We start from the raw sequence: 22,425 nt of genomic DNA on the forward strand, positions 1-22,425 counted from the left end.
CCGCGCCCGCTCCCCCGGCTCAGCCCGCGGCGACCGGGCGCACCCGCGCGGCGAGGAGCACCGCGACGACCGCGATCGCGAGGGCGACCGCGAAGTCGGGGGCGAAGCCGCCCCAGACCACCGCGCTCGACACGAGCGCCGTGATGGCGAGCGCGATCGAGGCGCCGAGCGACTCCGCGATCGAGAGCGCCGCGCTGTTGAAGCCCTGCGCGGAGACCGGCGAGAGGCTCAGCACCGCCACCGAGAAGCGCGGGTACATGAAGCCCATCGCACCGCCGGCGAGCGTCCACGCCACGAACGCGATCGCCGGGTGCAGGTGCAGCGCGGCGACGCCGAGCACCACCGCGAGCGCGACGACCAGCAGCGTCGAGCCGATGACGACGGCCCGCACGTTCGAGATGCGGTCGCCGAGCCGGCCCTGCAGCCACGACGCGGCGGCCCAGCTCACGCCCGCACCGGTGAGCACGGCGCCCGCGAGGCTCGGCTCGAAGTCGTAGTCCTCGATGAAGAGGTACGGCAGGTAGATCTCGCTGCCGAAGAAGGCGCCCGCGACGACGAGCCGCATGAGCACGGTCGCGGGCAGGCCGCGCGCGGCTCGCAGCGTCCCGGCGGGGAGCAACGGCCGCACGGCGACGACGACCACGACCACCGAGAGCACCGCGACGATCCAGCGCAGCGGCGAGTCGAACTCCTTCGCGAGCGAGACGCCGAGGGCGGCGGCCGCGGTGAGCACGGCCCAGCCGACGCGCGACGGGCTCCACACGACCGACGGGTCGCCCTGCACCTTGTCCCGCGCGCGGAGGAGCGGCGGCAGCAGCATCGCGGTCGCGGGCAGCACGATGCCGATCACGCCGAGGAACACCCAGTGCCAGCTCGCCTGCTCCGCGACGACTCCGGCGAGCGCCGGACCGATGATCGAGGGGATGACCCACGCGGCCGCGAACCCGGCGAACACCCGGGCCCGGATCGCCTCCGGGTAGACCCGGCCGACGATCACGTACAGCGGCACGATGACCGCGGCCCCGGCGATGCCGTGCACGAACCGGCCGACGATGAAGACGACCATGTCGGTCGCCGTTCCGGCGATCACGAGTCCGACGACGAAGAGGATGCCGGAGGTGAGCAGCGACGGGAGCGGACCGTTTCGGTCGGTCCAGTTGCCGGCGATGACCATGCCGATGATGCCCGCCGCGAGCGGCACGGCGAAGGCGAGGGCGTAGAGCGCCTCGCCGTCGAGGTCACGGGCGACGAGCGGCATGATCGTCGTGACGGCCATCGCTTCGAAGGCGGCGAGGAAGATCAGGGCGAACATGCCGATCGAGAGCCAGCGGTAGGGCTTCGCGAGCGGGCCGCCCGCAGAGACCCGAGGCGCGGTTCCCTCACCGCCGTCGCTCGCGCCGGCCAGTGCGGCGGCGTCGATCGGACCGGGCGCGTCGACGGGGACCGACGAGGTGCGGTCGGGGCTGGTGGAATCGCTCACTCGATCGACCCTAGGACTTCAAGGGCCCTTGAGGTCAACTGCCCGCGCCGGGCGGCGGAAGCTCGGCGAAGGCGCGCACGGGGAAGGTGCCGAAGCCTTCGACGCGGGGCGGCACCGCGGTGAAGCGCGCCCCGCGCGCGGGGAGTCGCTCGAGCGCGGTCAGATGCTCGACGACGTGGATGCCGGCGGCGAGGAGGAGCGAGTGCGCGGGGCGCTCCCCGCCGCCCTCGGTGTCGTCGATGTTCAGCGAGTCGATGCCCACGAGCGCGACGCCGGCGTCGACGAGAAATTGCGCCCCGGCCGCGCTGAGGAACGGCGCGCCGACGGCGTACTCCGGCGTGCCGAAGCGCCGGCTCCAGCCGGTGTGCAGCAGCACCGCGGCGCCCGCGAGCTCGGCGGCGGTGCGCTCGAAGAAGACCTCGGCGGGGATGCCGCGCGCGGCGGCATCCGCGAGGTGCAGCACCTGCGCCGGGAGCCCCACGAGCGAGTCGAGCTCGAGCGAGGCGAGGTCGCCGCCGTCCGCGTAGCGGTGGTACGGGCTGTCGAGGTAGGTGCCGGTGTTGCCCGCCATCGTGAGGACGTCGATCGCGAACTCGGTGCCGGGCGCGTAGACCGCCCGCGAGGCCGCGCGGGTGAGGTGGGGCGCGATGCTCGGGGCGGGGATGCCGGGGTAGGTGACGAGACCCGCGCGGATCGGGTGGCTGAGGTCGACGAGGCGGGATGCCGGAGCGGCACCTGCTGCGGAGTCGCCGGTCGAGGCATCCGTCGCGACGCCCCGCGAGCCCTTGTGCGGCTCGGCGACGATCTCGAACGAGGGGAACTCGACCGAGCCGACGAGCGCGAGCCCGAGGTGCCGCACCAGGAGCTCGGCGACGCCGGCTTCGCCGATGTCGGGCCCCGGCACGTCGAGCCGGAAGCCGCGGGCGCTCAGCCCGCCGCCGTTCACGAATGCGATCTCGGCGTCGACGACGGCCCGGTACTCGGTCATACGCGCTCCTCGGTTCTCGATGCGGTCGGGGATGCGGTCTCGGCTGCGGTCCGGGATGCGGCTCCACCGTCCGGCACCGCGGCGTCGCGCCCGCGACGCCCGCGGACCCGCCGCACGACGGTGACCGCGATCGCGGCGACGGCGAGCAGGCCGGGCACGACGAGGTTCGGGCCGGCGAGGACGAGCAGGCCCGCGGTGAGCACCGTGGCCACGACGGCGAGCCACCAGCCGACGCTCCAGCGGCGGAGCAGCAGGGTGGCTGCGAGCATCCCGACGAAGTAGATCGCGACCATGTTGCTCGTGTGGATCAGGATGAACGCGCCGAGCGACCCCCCGTTCGCGACGACGAGCACGAAGTAGGCGAGCGAGACGACACCCGTGAGCGCGAGCGCCCGGCGGGGTACCTCGCCGCCGGCGGCCCCCTTGGCGAAGAAGCGGGGCAGATCGCCGTCGCGCCCGAGCGCGGCGCCGAGGTTGCCGAAGGCGGGCAGGTACGCGTTCATCACGCCGACGGTGACGATGACGGCGATCACCGCCACGATGGCCGGGCCGATCCCGGGCAGCACCACGTCGACGAGGTCGATGAGCGGCACGACGCCCTCCCCCGCCCGGTCGCCGAGCACGCCCACCGTGACGAACTGGAGCGCGAGGTAGCCGACGCCGACCACGACGATGGCGATCGCGGTGGCGATCGGGATCACGCGCCGGGGGTTCCGGAACTCGCCGGCGATGTGCGTGCCGACCTCCCAGCCGGCGAACGCCCACACGAACAGGCTGATCGCGGTGCCGACGCCGACCCAGCCGTTCGGCAGGAACGGGGTGAACGCCGCGGCCTCGACGTGCGGGAAGGTGAGCGCGACGACCGCGACGACGACCGCGAGCAGCAGCCCCGTGAGCACGAGCTGCACCCAGCCGGCGACCCGCACGCCGAACCAGCTGATGACGTACGGCGGCACGAAGATCGCCGCGGCGATGAGCGGCACCGCCGAGCGGTCGACGCCGAGCGCCGCGACGACGTACTCGCCGCAGAGGAGGGTGACGACGGGGGCGCCGACGCAGACGCCGAAGTAGAACCAGTACCCGGTCATGCGCGCGACGGTGCCGCCGAGGACCCGGCGGGCGTAGCTCGCGACGCCGCCCGGGTCGGGGAATCGGGCGGCGAGCGCGGCGAAGGTGCCGGCCAGCGGGATCGACAGGACGAGCACCGCGGCGACGGCGAGCACCGAGGCGGGGCCGGCGGCGGCCGCCGCGAGACCGGGGAGGGCCAGGATGCCGGTGCCGAGCACGCTCGCGATGTAGAGCGCCGTGCCCTGCCCGAGGCCGAGGGTGCCGTGACCTGTGGCCGGGGTCTCCGGTGCGGTCGCGGGGTGCTGGGTCGAGGTCACCCGCCAAGTCTCGCGTACGGGGCATCCGCTCCGCACTGGCAGGAACGACACTCTCGGTGCATATCCTGCCAAGCTCGGCCGGGCCGGGCCGGGCCGGGCTGGGCTGGCTGGGCCGGGCCAGCACTCACCGGCCCCACCTGCCCGCTCCCGCCGGCCCGACCTGCCCAGTCCCGGCGACCCGACCTGCCCACTCCCGGCGACCCCACCCACCCCGCGGGAGGAGATTCGCACCGAGGGAGGGGTTGCGGGGCCGTTTCATCCTCCCGGCGGCACGTTCTCCTCCCGCCCGGGGGGAAAGAGGGGGGAAGAGAGGGGGCGGGAGGGGGCCGGGCCGGGCGCGGCGGCGCGCTACAGGCGGGCGAGCGTCTGGTCGATGTCGGCGAGCAGGTCGTCGACATCCTCGATGCCGACCGAGAGGCGCACGATCGAGGCCGGCACCTCCGCCTCCGTGCCGCGCACCGAGGCGTGCGTCATCTCCGAGGGGTAGTTCACGAGGGACTCGACACCGCCGAGCGACTCCGCCAGCTGGAACAGCTCGGTCGACTCCGCGAAGCGGCGGGCCGCCTCGCCGCCGCCGGCGAGCTCGATCGAGAGCATCCCGCCGAAGCCCGACATCTGCCGCGCGGCGAGCTCGTGGCCGGGGTGCGACTCGAGGCCCGGGTAGTAGACGCGGGCGATGCCGGCGTGCTCCTCGAGCCGGCGGGCGATCGCGAGCGCGTTGCTGCTGTGCCGCTCCATCCGGATGCCGAGCGTCTTGATGCCCCGCGAGGTGAGGAACGCGTCGAAGGGGCCCGACACGGCGCCCGCGGCGAACTGCGTGAACTGCACCCGCTCGTGCAGCTCGTCGCGCCCGGGCGCGAACACCACGGCGCCGCCGATCACGTCGGAGTGCCCGCCGAGGTACTTCGTGGTCGAGTGCACGACGACGTCGGCGCCGAGCGCGATCGGCTGCTGCAGCGCCGGGCTCGCGAAGGTGTTGTCGACGACGACGAGGAGGCCGGCCTCGTGCCCGAGCTCGGCGAGCGCGGCGATGTCGGAGATCTTCATCAGCGGGTTCGAGGGGGTCTCGATCCAGAGCACCTTCGTGGCGTCCGGCTCGATCGCCGCGCGCACGAGGTCGAGGTCGCTCGTGTCGACCGTCGAGTGCCGCACGCCCCAGGCGCCGTGCACCCGGCGGATCAGCCGGTGCGTGCCGCCGTAGACGTCGTTGCCGATGACGACGTGGTCGCCCGGGGCGAGCACGGTGCGGAGCAGGGCGTCCTCGGCGGCGAGGCCGGACGCGAAGGAGAGCGCGTGCGCCCCACCCTCGAGCGCGGCGAGCTGGGTCTCGAGCGCGGTGCGGGTCGGGTTGCCGCCGCGGGAGTACTCGTACCCGCTGCGGAGGCCGCCGATGCCGTCCTGGACGTAGGTGGAGGTCGCGTAGATGGGCGGGATGACCGCGCCGGTGGTCGGGTCGAAGGCCTGGCCGGCGTGGATGGCGCGGGTGTCGAAACGGGCGTCGTCGGAGTTCATGGCGAGTTCGCTTTCGGAGTCGTTCGGGGAGTCGAGGGAGGTGGGAGGCGGAGCGCTCAGTGCGAGAGGTAGCCGAGCAGGTCGCTCCGGGTGACGACCCCGAGCGCCTTGCCGCCGTCGGTGACGAGCATCGCCGAGGCATCCGTGAAGGCCTGCCGCGCTGCGGCGACGGGCTCGTTCACGCCGATGAGCGGGAGCGGCGCGCCGAGGAACTGGCCGATCTCGTCGGTGAGCTTCGCCTCGCCGGAGAAGACGCGTTCGAGCAGTTCTTCCTCGTGCAGCGCGCCGAGCACCTCGCCGAGCACGACGGGCGGCTCGTGGCCCACGACGACGAGCTGGGAGACCCCGGTCTCGGTCATGCGGTCGATCGCGTCGCGCACCGTGTCGTGCGGGAAGACGTGCACGAGCGGCTCGGTGCGGTCGGCCTTCGCGGCGAGCAGATCGGCGACGGTGTGCCCGCTCGGCGCGTTGCCGAAGCCGTAGGCGCGCAGCCACTTGTCGTTGAAGATCTTGCCGAGGTAGCCGCGGCCACCGTCGGGCAGCAGCACCACGAAGACGTCGTCGGGCCCGGCGTCCGCCGCCGCCTCGAGCGCGGCGACGACGGCCATGCCGCTCGAGCCGCCGACGAGGATGCCCTCTTCGCGCGCGAGCCGGCGGGTCATCGCGAACGACGCGGCGTCGGAGACCTCGATGATCTCGTGCGGCACGGCGGGGTCGTACGCGGTCGGCCAGAAGTCCTCGCCGACGCCCTCGACGAAGTAGGGGCGCCCGGTGCCGCCCGAGTAGACCGAGCCCTCGGGGTCGGCGCCGATGATGCGCACCCCGTCGCCCGAGACCTCGCGGAGGTAACGGCCGGTGCCGGTGATCGTGCCGCCCGTGCCGACGCCGGCGACGAAGTGCGTCACCTTGCCCTCGGTGTCGCGCCAGATCTCCGGGCCGGTGGTCTCGTAGTGCGAGCGCGGGCCGTTCGGGTTGGAGTACTGGTCGGGCTTGAAGGCGCCAGGGATCTCGCGGACGAGCCGGTCGGAGACCCCGTAGTACGACTCGGGGCTGTCGGGCGCGACGGCGGTGGGCGTCACGACGACCTCCGCGCCGTACGCGGTGAGCACGTTGCGCTTGTCCTCGCCGACCTTGTCGGGGCAGACGAAGATGCAGCGGTAGCCGCGCTGCTGGGCGACGAGCGCGAGGCCCACACCGGTGTTGCCGCTCGTCGGCTCGACGATCGTGCCGCCCGGCTTCAGCTTGCCCTCGCGCTCGGCGGCGTCGATGATGCGGCCGGCGATGCGGTCCTTCGAGGAGCCGCCGGGGTTCAGGTACTCGAGCTTCACGAGCACCGTCGCCTGCGTGACGCCCTCGGTGACGCGCGAGAGCTTGACGAGCGGGGTGTCGCCGACGAGGTCGACGATCGATTCTGCGTACTTCATTGCCGTGTGTTCATTCCTCGTGTGGGGTGCGTCGCATCGAACGGATGCTGCGCGCGACGCGATGAATAGGGGTCGCGGAGATCAGCGACAACAACACAGCGAAGAGATCACGGACGACAGCCTAGCCGGTCGCCTCGGCTCGGCGCTTGGCCGATCCCTTCGCGGGGAACAGCGTCTCGGATTCCTCGAGCGACATGCCGTTCGTCTCGGGCACCTTGAAGAACACGAAGAGGAAGGAGAGCGCCGCGAACAGGGCGTACATCCCGTACGTGAAGAGGAGCGAGAAGTCGCTGAGCGCCGGGAAGCTGACGGTGATGAGGAAGTTCGCGATCCACTGCGCGGCCGCGGCGAGACCGAGGGCCCTGGCCCGGATGCGGTTCGGGAAGATCTCGCCGAGCAGCACCCAGACGAGCGGGCCCCAGGAGAAGCCGAAGAAGACGACGAAGAGGTTCGCCGCGACGAGCGCGATCGGACCCCAGCCGCCCGGCAGCGAGACCTCGCCGTCGACCGTCACCGAGTTCGCGAAGGCGAGCGCCATCGCCGCGAGCGAGATCGTCATGCCCGCGGAGCCGATGAGGAGGAGCGGGCGCCGGCCCACCCGGTCGACGAGCGCGATCGCGACGAAGGTGACGACGATGTTCGTCACCGAAGTGATGACCGAGATGAGCAGCGAGTTCGACTCGTCGAAGCCGACGGCCTTCCAGAGCGTCGTCGAGTAGTAGAAGATCACGTTGATGCCGACGAACTGCTGGAAGACGCTCAGCAGGATGCCGATCCACACGATGCCCTGGAGTCCCAGCACCGGCCCCCGGAGCGCGCCCTTCCGCTTCGCGTAGGCGTCCTGCTGCATCGAGTCGTGGATGTCGCGGATGGCGCGGTCGACCTCGTGCGGCTGGATGCGGGCGAGCACCTCCTTCGCCTTCTCCTCCTTGCCGATCTTCACGAGGAAGCGCGGCGACTCCGGGAGCGTCAGTGCGAGCAGGCCGTAGACGAGCGACGGCACGATGCAGGCGAGGAACATCCAGCGCCACGCTTCGAGGCCGAACCAGAACGCGTTGGACGCGCCGCCCGCGGCGGTCGCGAAGAGGGCGTCCGAGAGCAGGGCGGCGAAGATGCCGAAGACGATGGCGAGCTGCTGCAGGGAGGCGAGCCGCCCGCGCGCCTTCCGCGGCGAGATCTCGGCGATGTACGCCGGCGCGACGACGGAGGCGATGCCGATGCCGACGCCGCCGATGAGCCGCCAGACGATGAGGTCGACGACGCCGAAGGCGAAGCCGGAGCCGAGGGAGGAGACGAGGAAGAGGATGGCGCCGAGCACCATCACGGGGATCCGTCCGAAGCGGTCCGCGAGCCGCCCGGCGAGCTCCGAGCCGACGGCGCAGCCGAGCAGTGCGCTCGCGACCGCGAACCCGGTCACCCCGGAGCTCAGATCGAACTGGTGCTGGATGGCGTCGACGGCCCCGTTCACGACGGAGGAGTCGAAGCCGAAGAGGAATCCGCCGACGGCCCCGGCGGCCGCGAGGCCGATCACCTTCGCGTTGAGTCCGTCTCCCCCGGTGCCGGACTGCGGCTCGGCTGCTGCGCTGGTCATCTCGCTCGCTCCCCTCGCTCGCCGGCCCACCCCGGCGTCGGGCACAGACTATGCCTTCCGCCCACCGCGGCACGAGGGGTTGACGACCGGGGTGGTATCCCGAACAGCCTGCGAATGCCCTGGGAGTACCCCATCCGGTACCGGCTGGAAGTCCATGCATCCGTATCATCGGAGCGACGCGTCGAGAGAGGTCCCCCCAGTGAGCGCCAGCCCCAAGCAGCCGTCGATCAAGCAGCAGCGCGCTGCCGCCCGCGAGGCGAAGCTCGCGGAGTTCCGCGCCAAGGAGGCCCGCCGCAAGCGGGTCCGCACGATCGGCATCGCCTCGGGCATCGTCGCGGTGGTCGCCGTGATCGGCCTGCTCGTCACCGCGATCGTGCTGACGCCGAAGCCGGCGAGCTACAGCAAGGGCGGCACCGGGGCCGAGATCGAGGGCGTCGAGACCTTCGAGAACGGCGCCGGGCACGTCGAGGGCGTGGTCGACTACCCGCAGAGCCCGCCCGCCGGCGGGGAGCACAACCAGATCTGGCTGAACTGCGGCGTCTACGAGCAGCCCGTGCCGAACGAGAACGCGGTGCACTCGATGGAGCACGGCGCCGTCTGGGTCACGTACGACCCCGAGCGGGTCTCGGGCGACGAGCTCGCCGCGCTGAAGTCGAAGCTCCCCTCCAGCTACGTGATCCTCTCGCCCTTCGAGGGGCTCGACACCCCCATCGCGCTCAGCGGCTGGAACTCGCAGCTGAAGCTCGACGACGCGGACGACCCGCGCATCGCCGAGTTCTTCGAGGAGTACTGGCAGAGCCAGAACGTGCCCGAGCCGGGCGCGCTCTGCACGGGCGCGTACGACGCCCCCGGCAAGGTCTCCTGAGCCGTGAGCCGCACCCGGGTCGTCGCGGCCTCGGTCGCCGGCGTCGTCGCGCTCCTGCTCGTCGCCGTCGCCGCGTTCGCGTTCGGCCGCCTCTCGACGATCCCGGACGCGACCCCCGCCGAGGGCAGCGCCGAGGCTGGCTTCGCCCGCGACATGCAGGTCCACCACAAGCAGGGCGTCGAGCTGGCGCTCATCGTGCGTCAGGTCACCGACGACGCCGAGGTGCGCCTCCTCGCCGACGACATCGCCGCGACCCAGGCCCAGCAGTCGGGTCAGCTCGCGGGCTGGCTGAACGTCTGGGGACTGCCGCAGTACAGCGCCGAGCCGCAGATGACGTGGATGACCGACGGCGGCGCGCACGCGCACACGGCGGGCGAGCCGATGCCCGGCCTCGCGACCCCCGAGCAGATCGCCGCGCTCCGCGCCGCGAGCGGCGTCGAGGCCGAGCGCGAGTTCCTCGAGCTGATGATCGCCCACCACCTCGGCGCGGTCGAGATGGCCGAGGCCCTCGAGGAGCGGTCGAGCCATCCGGTCGCCCTCGCCTTCGCGCGCGCCGTGATCGCCTCGCAGCAGTCCGAGATCGAGCTCATGCAGCGCATGCTCGACGCGCGGAGCTGAGGGGCGGCGCGACCCGCGCGGAGCTGAGCGCGCTCAGTCGAGCGCGGGCAGCGCGGTGTCGGCCTGCTCCCGGTAGAGCGAGGCGTACACCCCGCCGAGGCCGAGCAGCTCGGCGTGCGTGCCGCGCTCCACGATGCGGCCGGCGACCACGACGAAGATGACGTCTGCGGCGACGACCGTCGTCAGCCGGTGCGCGATCGCGATCGTCGTGCGCCCCTTGGCCGCATCGTCGAGGGCCGCCTGCACCACCCGCTCCGAGATGGTGTCGAGCGCGCTCGTCGCCTCGTCGAGCACGAGCACCGGCGGGTCCTTCAGCAGCACCCGGGCGATCGCGATGCGCTGTTTCTCGCCGCCGGAGAGCCGGTAGCCGCGCTCGCCGACGACGGTGTCGTAGCCCTCGGGGAAGCTCGCCACCGTCTCGTGGATGTTCGCCGCCCGGGCCGCCGCCTCGAGCTCGGCCGCCGTGGCATCCGGCTTCGCGTAGCGCAGGTTGTCGGCGATGGAGGCGTGGAAGAGGTAGGTCTCCTGGCTCACGATGCCGATCTGGCCGACGAGCGACCCCTGGCGGAGCTCGCGCACGTCGACGCCGGCGAAGCGCACGGCCCCGCTGCTCGCCTCGTAGAGCCGCGGCACGAGGTAGGAGACGGTCGTCTTGCCCGCGCCCGAGGGGCCGACGAACGCCGCGAACTGCCCCGGCTCGATGGTGAACGACACCTCGTCGAGCGTCGGCCGGCTGTCGGCCTCGGCATCCGGGTAGCGGAACGACACCCGGTCGAACTCGACCCGGCCGAGCTCGGGACCGCCCGGCACCTCGCGCGCGCCGGGCGCGTCGGTGATCGCCGGCTTCAGGTCGAGGTACTCGAAGATGCGGGCGAACAGCGCGCTCGAGGTCTGCAGGTCGAGGGCGACGCGCATGAGCCCCATGAGCGGGAACAACAGCCGCGCCTGCACGGTCGTGAACGCGACGATCGTGCCGGCCGTGACGTCGGCCGCGCCGCCCGTGATCAGCCAGCCCGACACGAGGTAGACGATGGCGGGGATCGACGACATGAAGATGTTCACCATCGCGAAGAACCACTGACCGGTCATCTGCTGGCGCACCTGCAGCGCGATCTGGGTGCGGTTCTCGTCGGCGTAGCGGTCGATCTCGCTCTGCTGGCGGGTGAAGCTCTTCGAGAGCAGGATGCCGGAGACCGACAGGGTCTCCTGGGTGATCGCGGTCATCTCGGACAGCGACTCCTGCGTCTTGCCGGCGATGCGCGCGCGCACCTGGCCGACCCGTCGCTGCGCGATGACCATGAACGGCATGAGGAGCAGCGCCACGAGCGTGAGCTGCCAGTTGAGGATGAGCATCGCGACGAACGCCGAGATGACGGTGACCGTGTTGCCGAGCACGCTCGAGACGGTGTTCGTCAGCACCCCGGCGACGCCGCCGACGTCGTTCTGCAGCCGCGACTGGATGACGCCCGTCTTCGTGCGGGTGAAGAAGCTCAGCTCCATCGACTGCAGGTGGGAGAACAGCCGCACCCGCAGCGCCCCCATCACCTTGTTGCCGATCGTCGAGGTGAGCCAGGTCTGCCACACCCCGAGCAGCGCCGAGACGATGAAGACCGCGATCATGCCGACGACGAGCCAGGTGAGCTGGGGCACGTCGGGCGGCAGCGCGTCGCCCGCGGCGTTCTTCGGGAACAGGCCGTCGTCGAAGGCGCGCTGGGTGAGCAGCGGCGGGATGACGCTGAGCGCCGCCCCGATGAGCACGAGCACGATCGTGGTGATGAGCGCGGCCCGGTGCGGCGCGAACAGCTCGGCGATGCGGCCGAGCAGGTTCGGGATCTTCGGCGCCTCGGCGTTCTCGGCGCGCTGGGCGGCCTCGTCGGCCGAGGCGATGCGCGTGCGGGGCTTGCCCATGCGCCCGCTCTGGCCGCCCGGCGCCGTTCGGTTCATGCTCACGGCTTCACCCTACGCCGCACCGGGGACACCCCGGCCGGGCGGCCGCGATCGGCCCCGGCGGCCGGTGCGGACGAGCGGATGCCGCGAGCCTCGGCCCGCGGCATCCGCTCCCCCCTGCCCGGTCTCAGCCCTTGGTCGACCCCGCCAGCAGGCCGCGCACGAAGTACCGTTGCAGCCCGAAGAAGACGGCGAGCGGGATGATGATCGAGATGAACGCGCCGGCCGTGAGGCGCTCCCACTCCTGCCCGCGCGAGCCCACCATCTCCGCCAATCGTTGCGTGAGCGGCGCGACGTCCTGCGTGCCTCCCGAGAAGATCAGCGCGACGAGCAGGTCGTTCCACACCCAGATGAACTGGAAGATCGCGAAGGACGCGATCGCCGGCGTCGCGAGTGGCAGCACGATGCGGAAGAAGATCTGCCCGTGCGTGGCGCCGTCGACCCGGGCGGCCTCGATGACCTCGCCGGGGATCTCCGCGATGAAGTTGTGCAGCAGGAAGATCGCGAGCGGCAGCGCGAACATCGCGTGCGCGAGCCACACCGGCGCGTAGTTCTGCTCCGGGATGATCGGCACGACGTCGTGCAGCCAGGCCTGCATCGGCCGCAGCCAGGTCGAGAAGACCTGCAGCAGCGGCACGAGGGCCATCTGCAGCGGCACGATCTGCAGCGCGAACACGAGGATGAACAGCACCCCGGCGCCCTTGAACTTGATCCAGGCGAACGCGTAGGCGGCCATCGTCGCGAGCACGAGCGGGATGAGCGTGCCGACGAGCGAGATGGCGATCGAGTTCACGATGTAGGCGCCGAGCTGGGGCGACGACTGGGACGTCGAGAGGAGCACGTCCTTGTAGTTGTCGAGCGTGAAGCCCCAGTTCTCGAAGATCGTCCACCAGCCGGTGGTGCGGACGAGCTCCGCGGGCCGGAACGAGGAGATCAGCAGCCCGAAGGTCGGGATCGTCCAGAGCACCGCGATGATGAGCGCCGCGATCGTCGCGGTGCGGGACGTGAGCCGCTTCTTCACGCGGGCGGACTTGGTGCCGACGACCTCTTCGAGGGCGGTCGTCTCCGCGGCCCCCTCGATCGAGCCGCGGTCCTTGCCGGTGGGCAGGTCGGCGGGCGCGATGCTCATCGGATCTCCCTCTGCTTGCGGAGCACGTTGATGTTGTAGACGACGATCGGCAGCACCAGGAGGAACAGGATGAGCGCGAGCGCCGAGCCGCGCCCGACCTCGCTCGCCCGGAACGCCTGGGTGTACATCTCGTTCGCGATGACCGAGGTGTTGAAGTTGCCGGCCGTCATCGTGCGGACGATGTCGAACACCTTCAGCGTCGCGATCGAGATCGTCGTGAGCACGACGACGAGCGCCCCGCGGATGCCGGGCACCGTCACGTTGATGAAGCGCTGCCAGCCGTTCGTGCCGTCGAGCTGGGCCGCCTCGATCTGCTCCGTCGGCACGCCCTTGATGGCCGCGCTCAGCAGCACCATCGCGAAGCCCGTCTGGATCCAGATCATCACGATGATGAGGAGGAAGGTGTTCAAGGGATCGGTCTGCATGAACTGCACGGGTTCGCCGCCGAACGCGGTGACGATCGCGTTCAGGAGGCCGATCTGCTCCCGGTCGCCCGAGCGGTACTCGTACACGAAGCGCCAGATGATGCCGGCGCCGACGAACGAGATCGCGATCGGCATGAACAGGATGACCTTGTAGTACTTCTCCCCGCGGGAGCGGTCGATGAAGACCGCGTAGGCGAGGCCGATCGCCGTGGAGACCGTCGGCACGAGCAGCACCCAGATCACCGTGTTGATGAGGGTGCGGATCGCCGTCGGCTGGGTGAACGTCCAGACGAAGTTGTCGAGGGTCCACTCGCCGCCCGAGGTCTGGAAGGCGAGCAGCGAGGTGCGGATGGCCGGATACACGAGGCCGATCGCGAGGAAGATGAGCGCCGGGGCGAGGAAGCCCACGAGCTGCCAGTAGTCGCGGCCCTTCTTCGGCGCCTTGTCGATGAAGAAGATGAGCAGGCCGACGACGGCCGCCAGTACGGCGAGCCCCATCACCACCTGCAGGAGCTTGCCGAGCAGATCGGCGGTCGTCATCGTGCCTCCCGGGTTTTCATCGTCGAAACCAGCCGCGGCTGGAGGGGGGTGCGAGGGGCGGGGCCGTGCGGCCCCGCCCCTCGATCATGCCGCGCTCGGCGCTGGGTCTGCGACCGGCGCGCGGCGTTCGGTCAGCTGGCGGGCCAGCTGGACTCGATGGTGTTCAGCGTGTCCGCGGTGCTCTGCCCCGTGGTCCAGGCGACCATGCCCTTCCAGAAGGAGTCGGCGCCGACGGCACCGGGCATGAGGTCGGAGCCGTCGAAGCGGAACGTCGTCTCGGGGTCCTGGAGGATCTCGATCGACTGCTCCAGCAGCTCGCTCGACGCGTTCTTCGGGTCGAGGCCCTTGTTCGCGCTGATGACGCCGCCGAGCTTCACGCGGTTGTTCGCCCAGGTGTCACTCGAGAGGTAGGCGCGCACGGCCTCGACCTCTTCGGCGTCGCGGAAGGCGACCGGGAACTCGCCGCCGCCGGTGACCGACAGCGGGTCGTCGGCGTTGGCCGGCGGCATCAGGAAGGCGAAGACCGAGCCGTCGCTCGCGACCGTGTTGGCGTCGCCGCCGTCCGGGTTCCAGAAGGTCTCGTAGAACGAGGCCTGGTGGTGCAGCGAGCACTGGCCGTCGAGGATCGGGAGACCCGCGGTCTGGAAGGCCTCGGTGACGATCGTCGAGACGTCGCCGATGCCGCCGTTCACCATGTCCGGGTTCTTCAGGATCTCGCCCGCGGCGTCGAAGGCCTCGGCGACCTTCGGGTCGTTGAACGGGATGCCGTGGGTGACCCACTGGTCGTACACGTCGGCGCCGTGCAGGCGCAGCATGTAGTCCTCGATCCAGTCGGTGCCCGGCCAGCCGGTGGCGTCGCCCGACTCGAAGCCGACGCACCAGGGCTTGTGGTCGCCCTCGGCCGCGATCTTCTCGGACAGCGCGTTCAGCTCGTCGAGGGTCTTCGGGATCTCGTAGCCCTTGTCCTTGAACTCGGACGGCGAGTACCAGATGTAGCCCTTGATGCTCGCCATGAGCGGTGCGGCGTAGAAGGTGTCGTCGTAGGTGCCGTACTGCTTCCAGTCCTCGCTCCAGAACTCGTCGACGTTCGCCTCGACCTTCTCGGATGCGGGGATCAGCCAGCCGCCGTCGGCGAGCCGGCCGAGCAGGCCCGGCTGGGGCACGATGCCGATGTCGGGGGCGTTGCCGCCCTCGGCGAGCACGGCGATCTGGGCCTCGAACTCGCTCGAGCCCTGGTAGGTGATCTCGATGCCGGTGCAGGTCTGGAAGTCCTTCCAGGACTCGACCAGGCGGTCGGCCTCGAGGTCGAGGATGGTGCCGCTGATGGACACCTTCTTGCCCTCGAACGTGCCGTACTGCTCGTAGGGCGCGCAGTCGACGTCTGCGGCGTCCTCGTTGGCGATGTCGCCCGTGCATGCCGTGAGGGTCAGGCCGAGCGCGGCGGCCGCCACGACGGGGACCACCAATCGGCGATGACGCGTGAAACGCATAGCTCTCTCCTCGTTGAGTGTGGTGCAGGCGGACCGGAACCGGTTCCAGCGACCACCGTAGAGCACGGTCGCACTTCGCCACAAGTAACCCCGGATCACGAAACGGCGACAAGTCGATCCCATGCCAGCATTGGGTGAGAGCGCTTCCACGAAAATGGCCCGTTCAACCAGCAACTCGACACTTGGAGTGGAACCGGTTCCATCCTTGTGCCCTGGGCGAGTATGCTCTGCAACGAATACGCCGAGTGAGGAGCCGCGATGACCGCGATCGCCGACGTCGCCCGCCTCGCCGGCGTCTCCAAGGCGACGGCCTCACGGGCGCTCTCCGGGCGCGGGCACGTCGCCGAGGAGACCCGCCGCAGGGTCGAGGCGGCCGCCGCCGAGATCGGCTACATCGTCTCCCCCGACGCCGCGAGCCTCGTCACCGGCCGCACGAAGAACATCGGCGTCGTCATCCCCTTCGTGAACCGCTGGTTCTTCGGCGAGGTGCTCGAGGGGCTCGAGCGCACTCTGCTGAGCGCCGGCTACGACCTGACCCTCTACAACGTCGACGGCGCCGGTCCCGACCGCGACCGCGTCTTCGAATTCTTCCTCGCGCGGAAGCGCGTCGACGCCGTCATCGCCGTCGGCGTCGACCTCTCCGAGCGCGAGCTCGCCGCGCTCGAACGGCGGGACAAGCCCGTCGTCGTGCTCGGCGGCGGCGAGGCCGGCGTGCTCGGGCCCGCCCGCCTCGGCATCGACGACCGCGCCGTCGGCCAGCTCGCCACCGAGCACCTCCTGCAGCTCGGCCACACGCGGCTCGTGCACCTCGCCGGCGACGGCGCGGCGGCGAAGCCGCTCAGCGTGCAGGGCCTCCGCCGGCACGGCTACCTCGACGCGATGTCCGCGGCCGGCCTGGCGCCGCGCGGGCGGGCCGCGGTCGTCGAGACCGACATGACGATGCCCGGCGGCTACGAGGCGGCGCTCCAGCTGCTCGGCCAGCCCGGCCGCCGGCCGACGGCGATCTTCGCCGCCTCCGACGAGGTGGCGTTCGGCGCGATCCGCGCGGCCGAGCGGCTCGGCATCTCGGTGCCGAACGACCTCTCCGTCGTCGGCGTCGACGGCCACGAGTACGCTGAGATGTTCGGCCTCACGACCGTCGAGCAGTCGCCGAGCGGGCAGGGGCGCGCGGCCGTGGAGCTCGTGCTGCGGCTGCTCGGCGAGGGCGCCGAGGCCGATCCGCTGCCGGACTCCGGGGCGCCGCTGCCGACCCGGCTCGTCGTGCGCACCTCCACGATGCGCGCCCCGCACTAGCCCGCCGGGCGAGGACGGCGCATGGGGCGGGCGTCAGGCCGCGTCGCCCGCGGTGATCGCCTCGGCCTCGGTGAGCGCGGGCGCCGCGTCGACCCGGTCGACCCGGCGCAGCGCCCGGTGCCCGAGCACGACGATGAGGAGCGCCACGGCGACCGATCCCGCCGCCGCGTAGTACGGCGCGTCGGGCGCGATCAGATGGGCGAGCTCGGCCGCGGCGGGCGGGGCGATCGCGCCGCCCAGGAAGCGCACCGCGGAGTACGCGCTCGACGCCACCGAGCGCTGGAGATCGGTCGCCTCCATGACGCACTCGGTGAGGACCGTGTTCAGCACGCCGAGCACGAGCCCACCGATCACGATGCACACGACGAGCGCCGTCGGGTTCGCGATGACGAGCCCGGCCGCGACGAGGTCGATCGCGAGGAGGGGCAGCGCGATCCAGAGCACGCGGGTGCGCGGCATCCTGGCCGTCAGGAGCGGCGCCACGAAGACCGAGGTGATCGCGAGCGCGAGGCCCCAGCCGAAGAAGGTGAAGCCGAGGCCGAGGGCGTCGAAGCCGAGCGGGAACGGCGAGTACGCGAGCAGCACGAAGAAGCCGATGTTGTAGAACAGCGCCGCGGCGGCGAGGACCGCGAGCGCGGGCTGGCGCAGGGCGCGGATCGGTGCGGAGAGCTTCGTCGGCACCGGTTTCGCGGCATCCCCCCGCTCCGGCTGCAGGAACGCGACGATCGCGATGAAGCCGATCGCCATCAGGGCGGCGGTGCCAAAGAAGGGGCCGCGCCAGCTCAGGTGGCCGAGCAGGCCGCCGAGGAGCGGGCCGATCGCGATGCCGAGGCCGAGCGCCGCCTCGTAGAGGATGATCGCCGAGCCCGTGCCGCCGGAGGCGGCGCCCACGATCGTGGCGAGGGCGGTCGAGATGAAGAGCGCGTTGCCGAGGCCCCAGCCGGCGCGGAAGCCGATGACCGACTCCACGTTCTGCGAGAGGCCCGCGGCGGCCGCGAAGATCACGATGAGTCCGAGCCCGATGAGCAGGGTCTTCTTCGCGCCGATGCGGCTCGACAGCCAGCTCGTACCGAGCATCGCGAGCCCGGTGATGAGCAGGTAGCTCGTGAAGAGCATCTCGGTCTCGGTCGGCGTCGCCTGCAGGCTCTCGGCGATGGCCGGGAGGATGGGATCGACGAGCCCGATGCCCATGAAGGCGATGACGCAGGCGAAGGCGACGGCCCACACCGCCTTGGGCTGCTTCAGGATGGACGCGGATGTCTCGTGCGAGCCGTGGCTCATTCGTGCTCCTTGCTGCGGCCGACGCTGGCGTCGGCGCGGTCGAGGCCGGCCTCGAGCACCGCGACGGTGCGTTCGAGGGCGGCGAGGTCTGCCGAGTCGAGCTCGGGGAACAGCGGCGCGATGGCCGCGGTGAGCTCCTCGCGCCAGGCGTCGAGGGCCGCGAGGCCGAGCGGCTCCGCGGCGACGCGCAGCGCGCGGCCGTCGTCGGGGTCGGCGGTGCGCCGCACCCAGCGGCGCTCCTCGAGCGCGTTGACGAGCTTCGTCATCGTGGGCTGGGTGACCCGGCTGACCCGGGCGAGCTCGCCGAGCCGCAGCGGCCCGAGGTCGCGGAGCACGCCGAGCGTGCGCCACACGGCGGGCGACTCCTCGCTGCCCGTCGCGGTCGCCGCGACGCGGACGAGCCGGCTGTTCGCCGACACGAGGGCGCCGATGAGGGCGGGCAGGTGCTGGGCGTTCGGCATGACGGCAATTATACATAGCTTGGCTATATATCTCTCGGATGCCCCGAAACCGACCGCCGACCCGCGAGAATGGGAGGGGTGCGCGAGCGCCGACGGACACGAAAGGGCGCAGATGGTCACCAGCTATCTCGAGCAGCCGCTGCTGACCTCGCCCGGCCAGCCCCTGCGGGTGGCCGTGTACTCGCGGATCGCGCACGGCATCCGCACCGGGGTCTTCCCCCTCGGCACGGCACTCCCCCGCGAGACCGAGCTCGGCACCGCGCTCGGCGTGAGCCGCACCGTCGTCCGCGAGGCGCTGATGCTGCTCGAGGAGGACGGCCTGATCAGCACCCGCCGCGGGGTCGGCCGCTTCGTCGCCGACGCCGTGCCGCACGCCGGGCTGGAGGAGTTCCGGCCGCTCGACCTCGTGCTCGCCGAGCCCGGGGCGACCATCGAGCTCCGGCACGTCGAGCTCACGCAGCAGACCGCGACCGACTTCGTCTCGACCTATCTGCGCGTCGCCGACGACGCGCGCTTCTGGTTCCGCGAGGCGATCGCGTTCCGCGACGGCGAGCCGATCGCCGTCGTGCAGGAGTACCTGCCGGCCGCCGACGACCGCGCGGGGTTCGGCGCCGCGGTCGACGCCGCGCTGCCCGACATCGACGAGGCCCGCTCGACCGTGCTCATGCGCATCATCGACCGCACCGGACTCGCCTTCGTCACGGGCGTCTGCCGCATCGGCGTGAGCGTCGCCGGCGCCACCCGGGCGAAGCAGCTCGGGCTGAAGGCCGCCGACCCCGTCATGCTGCTGACCCAGACCGCCGACCTCGACGGCCGGCCCGCCTACCTCGCGAAGGTCATCGTGGCGCCGTCCGTCGGGCACCTCTCGGTGCGCCAGTCGTCCGGCGGCTGACCGCCGTCCTGAGGCCGATCGGCCGTCCCGAGGCTGACCGCCGTCCTGAGGCCGATCGGCCGTCCCGCCGCTCAGGCGGGGAGCCGCGCCTCGAGCGCGCGCCGGACCGCCGGCTCGAGGAACGCGGCGGCGACGCTCGTGCGATCGAGCTGCGCGAGCGCGCCCTCGTCCCAGCCGAGCTGCGCGACGAGCACCCGGCGCTCGGCCGCGAGATCCGACCCCGTCTGCATCGGGTTGTCGTCGCCGAGCACGAGCGGGACGCCGGCGCGACGCATGGCCGCCCCGGGATGGTCGGGGACGCGGTCGATCGCCCCGGTGTAGTGGTTCGAGGTGGGGCAGATCTCGACGACCACGCCGTGGTCGGCGGCCCAGGCGAGGGCGGCCGGATCGTCGACGAGGTGCGCGCCGTGTCCGATCCGCGTCGCACCGAGGCGCCGCACCGCGTCCTCCACCGCCGAGGCCGGGCCGGCCTCGGCGGCGTGGCAGGTGAGGCCGAGCCCGGCCGCCGCCGCGACGGCGAACGCCGGTGCGTGCACGTCGTGGCGCGGGAACCGCGACTCGTCCCCCGCGAGGTCGAAGCCGCAGACCACGTCGCCCGCGGCTGCGGCGGCCGCCCGGGCGACGGCGAGATTCGTGTCGCCGTCGTGGTGGCGGAGGGCCGCGACGACCGCGCCCGCCGGCATCCCGCTCGCGGCGGTGCCCTGCGCCATCCCCCGCGCCACGGCCGCGATCACCTCGCCGAGCCCGCGCTCGTCGGCGGCGTGGGTGGCCGGGCCGAAGCGGAGCTCCAGGTAGTCCTGGCCGCCGGCCGCGGCATCCTCGACCGCCTCCCGCGCGATCCGCTCGATCGCGTCGAGCCGCCGGAAGAAGGGGTAGCTCGCCGCGACCTTCACGAGGTACGTCGTGAGGTCGGCCGGGCCGCCGAGCCGGAGGGCCTGCGCCCAGCCACCCTCCGGCTCCGGCATCCCGGCCTCCCGGGCGAGCTCGGCGGCCGTCTCCGGCCGCAGCCGCCCCTCGAGGTGGCTGTGCAGATTGATCAGCACGGACGCCCCGCGAAGCCTAGAGCTCGAGCCGCACGGCGGTCTCGAGGGCCGCCTCGATGCTGCGCATCCAGCCCTCCTTCAGCGCCTCCTTGACGCCGGAGTAGAGGCTGGTGCCGTCGTAGAGGTTGCTCGAGGTCGAGCAGATCATGCCCGCCCGGACGCCGCGGAGCCGCGCGACGACGAAGATCGCGGACGCCTCCATCTCGACGTTGGTGACGCCGAGCTCGTGGAGCGTCGAGATCCACTCGGGCGTCTCGGCGTAGAAGGCGTCGTCGCTCACGCTGATGCCCGTGTGCACCTTCGCCTGCGTGCCCTCGGTCAGCTCCCGCGCGGTGCGGGCGAGCTCCGCGGTGATCGCGAGGTCGGGCACGGCCGGGTAGCCGGTCATCGCGTAGGCCGCGGTCGTGCCGTCGTTCCGCAGGGAGCCCTCGCTCACGAGGAGGTCGCCCGGGGCGATGCCCGCCTGGAGCCCCGCCGAGGAGCCGACCCGGATGAACGAGGTCACGCCCACCCGGACGAGCTCCTCCACCGCGATCGCCGCCGAGGGGCAGCCCATCCCGGTGGAGGTCGCCGTGATCCGCCGCCCCTTGTAGTCGCCCGTCATCGTGAGGTGCTCGCGCTGGTGCGCGACCGTGCGCACATCGGTGAGGAACTCCGCGATCATCGGCACCCGGAACGGGTCGCCGGGCAGCAGCGCCACCGTCGAGACCTCGCCGGGGGCGACCCCGATGTGGTACTGGCGTTCGCCGATCCCGGCGCTGGACTTGTCGACGGCGGTGGCGGTGGTCGTGGTCATCGTGGCGTGAGCCTTCCGTTCGGGGTGCCCGGGCGTGCGCGCGGGCGGATGCGGGAGTGGTACGGGTCTGGTGGGCGGAGGCCCGGCTCAGGCCTTCGGCGAGGAGGGCGAGTCGACGACGAAGTCGCCCGACACGATCTGCTGGCGCAGCTCCTCGACCTCGTCGAGCAGCTTCGGATCGATGCGCGACTCCCAGTCGTGGGTCGGGGCGATGCCGACGCCCTCGTTCTCGAGCGTGCCGATGTAGGGGGTGCTCGAGAAGTCGCCGTCGGCCGCCGCGAGGGTGACCTCCTCGGCCGCGGTGGTGAGGTTCTTCAGCACCGAGGTGAGGTAGTACTGGCGGAACTTCGGCACGGCGTCGTAGACGTCGCCGTTCACGCCGATGATGGCGAGGTCGGTGCCGCGCTCCTCGGCGACGGCGGCGCTCGCCTCGAACAGCCGGCCGGCGACCGGCATGATCACGTCGGCGCCCTGGTCGAGCAGGCCCTCGGTGAGGGTGCGCGCCTTGATCTGGTCGTCGAAGCCGCCGACGAAGAGGCCGTTCTGGGCGGCCTTGTCCCAGCCGAGCACCTTCACCTCGGTGCCGTGGGTCTCGTTGTAGTGGGCGACGCCGTCGGCGAAGCCGTCCATGAACACCGTGACCGAGGGGAACGGCATGCCGCCGTAGGTGCCGACCGCGCCCGTCTTCGTGACGCCCGCGGCGAGGTAGCCGGCGAGGGCGGCGGCCTGCGCGGTGTCGAAGAGCACGGGCTTCACGTTGTCGAGCTCGAGCGGGGCGCCCTCGGCATCGGTCACGATGCTGTCGATGAGCGCGAAGTCGACCTCGGGGGCCTGCTGCGCGGCGTCGCGGGTGGCGTTCGCGAGGGCGAAGCCGACCGTGACGATGAGGTCGCACTCCTGGTCGACGAGGCCCTGGATGTTGCCCGCGTACTGGTCCTCGGTGTTGGAGTCGGCGGTGAGCACCTTGGTGCCGAGCTGGTCGGCGGCGGCCTTCACCCCCTCGTAGGTGAGCTGGTTGAAGTCCTTGTCGTCGAACCCGGTGATGTCGGAGACGGCGCAGGGCGTGAAGTCGCTCGCGGCCGCGGCGGGGTCGTCGCTCGCGGCGGGAGCCGCACCGCAGCCGCTGAGGAGGAGGGCTAAGACCCCGCGCGCCGCGAAGCGGCGCGGCCCCGACGACGAAGGGATGACGCTGTGAGCGAGGCAGACGAGGCGTCGAAGGTCCCGCCCGCGGGCGTGCAGCTGCGCGGCAGCGAGCACGGCCCCGC

The 22,425-nt window shown here is 71.9% G+C and carries 19 protein-coding genes; 4 read left to right on the top strand and 15 right to left on the bottom strand.

The features are described from left to right. Window positions 1-19 precede the first annotated feature (19 nt). The 6 genes from ROT00_RS16840 to ROT00_RS16865 form a co-directional block, all read right to left on the bottom strand. Entirely contained in the window at window positions 20-1,480 is a 1,461-nt protein-coding gene (locus ROT00_RS16840; protein ID WP_404776191.1) for an MFS transporter, read from the bottom strand. 34 nt (window positions 1,481-1,514) lie between these two features. Then, window positions 1,515-2,468, bottom strand: coding sequence for a cyclase family protein (locus ROT00_RS16845; RefSeq protein ID WP_404776192.1), 954 nt, complete (start codon window positions 2,466-2,468; stop codon window positions 1,515-1,517). Then, window positions 2,465-3,853 (bottom strand): APC family permease, encoded by a 1,389-nt coding sequence (locus ROT00_RS16850; protein ID WP_404776193.1) that lies wholly within the window; start codon window positions 3,851-3,853, stop codon window positions 2,465-2,467. Before ROT00_RS16850 ends, ROT00_RS16845 begins: the two co-directional genes overlap by 4 nt. Window positions 3,854-4,201: 348 nt before the next feature. Further along, window positions 4,202-5,365: a cystathionine gamma-synthase gene (locus ROT00_RS16855; protein WP_404776194.1), complete on the bottom strand. Its 1,164-nt coding sequence runs from the start codon at window positions 5,363-5,365 to the stop codon at window positions 4,202-4,204. A gap of 56 nt (window positions 5,366-5,421) precedes the next feature. Further along, the gene (locus ROT00_RS16860; protein WP_404776195.1) at window positions 5,422-6,789 is read right to left on the bottom strand and encodes a cystathionine beta-synthase; all 1,368 of its coding nucleotides are present in this window, start codon (window positions 6,787-6,789) and stop codon (window positions 5,422-5,424) included. A 121-nt stretch (window positions 6,790-6,910) separates the two neighbouring features. Further along, window positions 6,911-8,380: a sugar porter family MFS transporter gene (locus ROT00_RS16865; RefSeq protein WP_404776196.1), complete on the bottom strand. Its 1,470-nt coding sequence runs from the start codon at window positions 8,378-8,380 to the stop codon at window positions 6,911-6,913. A 199-nt stretch (window positions 8,381-8,579) separates the two neighbouring features. On the opposite strand from ROT00_RS16865, the gene ROT00_RS16870 reads away from it, so the two are divergent. Together ROT00_RS16870 and ROT00_RS16875 are read left to right on the top strand one after the other, a co-directional pair. Next, window positions 8,580-9,245, top strand: a complete 666-nt coding sequence (locus ROT00_RS16870; protein ID WP_404776197.1) for a DUF3105 domain-containing protein — start codon at window positions 8,580-8,582, stop codon at window positions 9,243-9,245. Between the two features lie 3 nt (window positions 9,246-9,248). Beyond that, complete coding sequence (locus ROT00_RS16875; protein WP_404776198.1) at window positions 9,249-9,863, top strand: DUF305 domain-containing protein; 615 nt, start codon at window positions 9,249-9,251, stop codon at window positions 9,861-9,863. Window positions 9,864-9,896: 33 nt separating this feature from the next. Here the strand turns inward: ROT00_RS16875 and ROT00_RS16880 are convergent, their stop codons facing one another. The 4 genes from ROT00_RS16880 to ROT00_RS16895 all read right to left on the bottom strand — a co-directional run bounded on the left by ROT00_RS16880 (window position 9,897) and on the right by ROT00_RS16895 (window position 15,394). After that, on the bottom strand, window positions 9,897-11,807 hold the full coding sequence (locus ROT00_RS16880; protein WP_404776210.1) for an ABC transporter ATP-binding protein: 1,911 nt from the start codon (window positions 11,805-11,807) through the stop codon (window positions 9,897-9,899). A 130-nt stretch (window positions 11,808-11,937) separates the two neighbouring features. Next, complete coding sequence (locus ROT00_RS16885; protein WP_404776199.1) at window positions 11,938-12,939, bottom strand: carbohydrate ABC transporter permease; 1,002 nt, start codon at window positions 12,937-12,939, stop codon at window positions 11,938-11,940. Further along, complete coding sequence (locus tag ROT00_RS16890) at window positions 12,936-13,904, bottom strand: carbohydrate ABC transporter permease (protein WP_230764598.1); 969 nt, start codon at window positions 13,902-13,904, stop codon at window positions 12,936-12,938. The genes ROT00_RS16885 and ROT00_RS16890 overlap by 4 nt, the downstream gene beginning before the upstream one ends. 131 nt (window positions 13,905-14,035) lie before the next feature. After that, window positions 14,036-15,394, bottom strand: coding sequence for an ABC transporter substrate-binding protein (locus ROT00_RS16895; protein ID WP_404776200.1), 1,359 nt, complete (start codon window positions 15,392-15,394; stop codon window positions 14,036-14,038). A 258-nt stretch (window positions 15,395-15,652) separates the two neighbouring features. Here ROT00_RS16895 and ROT00_RS16900 point away from each other — a divergent pair, with 258 nt between their 5' ends. Next, window positions 15,653-16,687, top strand: coding sequence for a LacI family DNA-binding transcriptional regulator (locus ROT00_RS16900; protein WP_404776201.1), 1,035 nt, complete (start codon window positions 15,653-15,655; stop codon window positions 16,685-16,687). Window positions 16,688-16,720: 33 nt separating this feature from the next. On the opposite strand, the gene ROT00_RS16905 is transcribed toward ROT00_RS16900, so the two are convergent. Both ROT00_RS16905 and ROT00_RS16910 read right to left on the bottom strand, forming a co-directional pair. After that, a complete protein-coding gene (locus ROT00_RS16905; RefSeq protein WP_404776202.1) occupies window positions 16,721-17,968 on the bottom strand; it encodes an MFS transporter in 1,248 nt (415 codons plus the stop codon). Then, entirely contained in the window at window positions 17,965-18,429 is a 465-nt protein-coding gene (locus tag ROT00_RS16910) for a MarR family winged helix-turn-helix transcriptional regulator (RefSeq protein ID WP_404776203.1), read from the bottom strand. The genes ROT00_RS16905 and ROT00_RS16910 overlap by 4 nt, the downstream gene beginning before the upstream one ends. Window positions 18,430-18,541: 112 nt before the next feature. On the opposite strand from ROT00_RS16910, the gene ROT00_RS16915 reads away from it, so the two are divergent. Further along, entirely contained in the window at window positions 18,542-19,321 is a 780-nt protein-coding gene (locus ROT00_RS16915; protein ID WP_404776204.1) for a GntR family transcriptional regulator, read from the top strand. Between the two features lie 71 nt (window positions 19,322-19,392). Here the strand turns inward: ROT00_RS16915 and add are convergent, their stop codons facing one another. From add to ROT00_RS16930, 3 genes are all read right to left on the bottom strand, one after another. Then, window positions 19,393-20,364, bottom strand: coding sequence for an adenosine deaminase (gene add / locus ROT00_RS16920; RefSeq protein ID WP_404776205.1), 972 nt, complete (start codon window positions 20,362-20,364; stop codon window positions 19,393-19,395). Between the two features lie 16 nt (window positions 20,365-20,380). Continuing rightward, window positions 20,381-21,160, bottom strand: a complete 780-nt coding sequence (locus ROT00_RS16925) for a nucleoside phosphorylase (RefSeq protein WP_404776206.1) — start codon at window positions 21,158-21,160, stop codon at window positions 20,381-20,383. A gap of 87 nt (window positions 21,161-21,247) precedes the next feature. Continuing rightward, window positions 21,248-22,425: BMP family lipoprotein (locus ROT00_RS16930; RefSeq protein WP_404776207.1), on the bottom strand; the 1,178-nt coding region annotated here is incomplete at its 5' end.

Origin of the sequence: Agromyces mediolanus, assembly GCF_044917495.1 — a bacterium.
Lineage (GTDB): Bacteria > Actinomycetota > Actinomycetes > Actinomycetales > Microbacteriaceae > Agromyces > Agromyces mediolanus_B.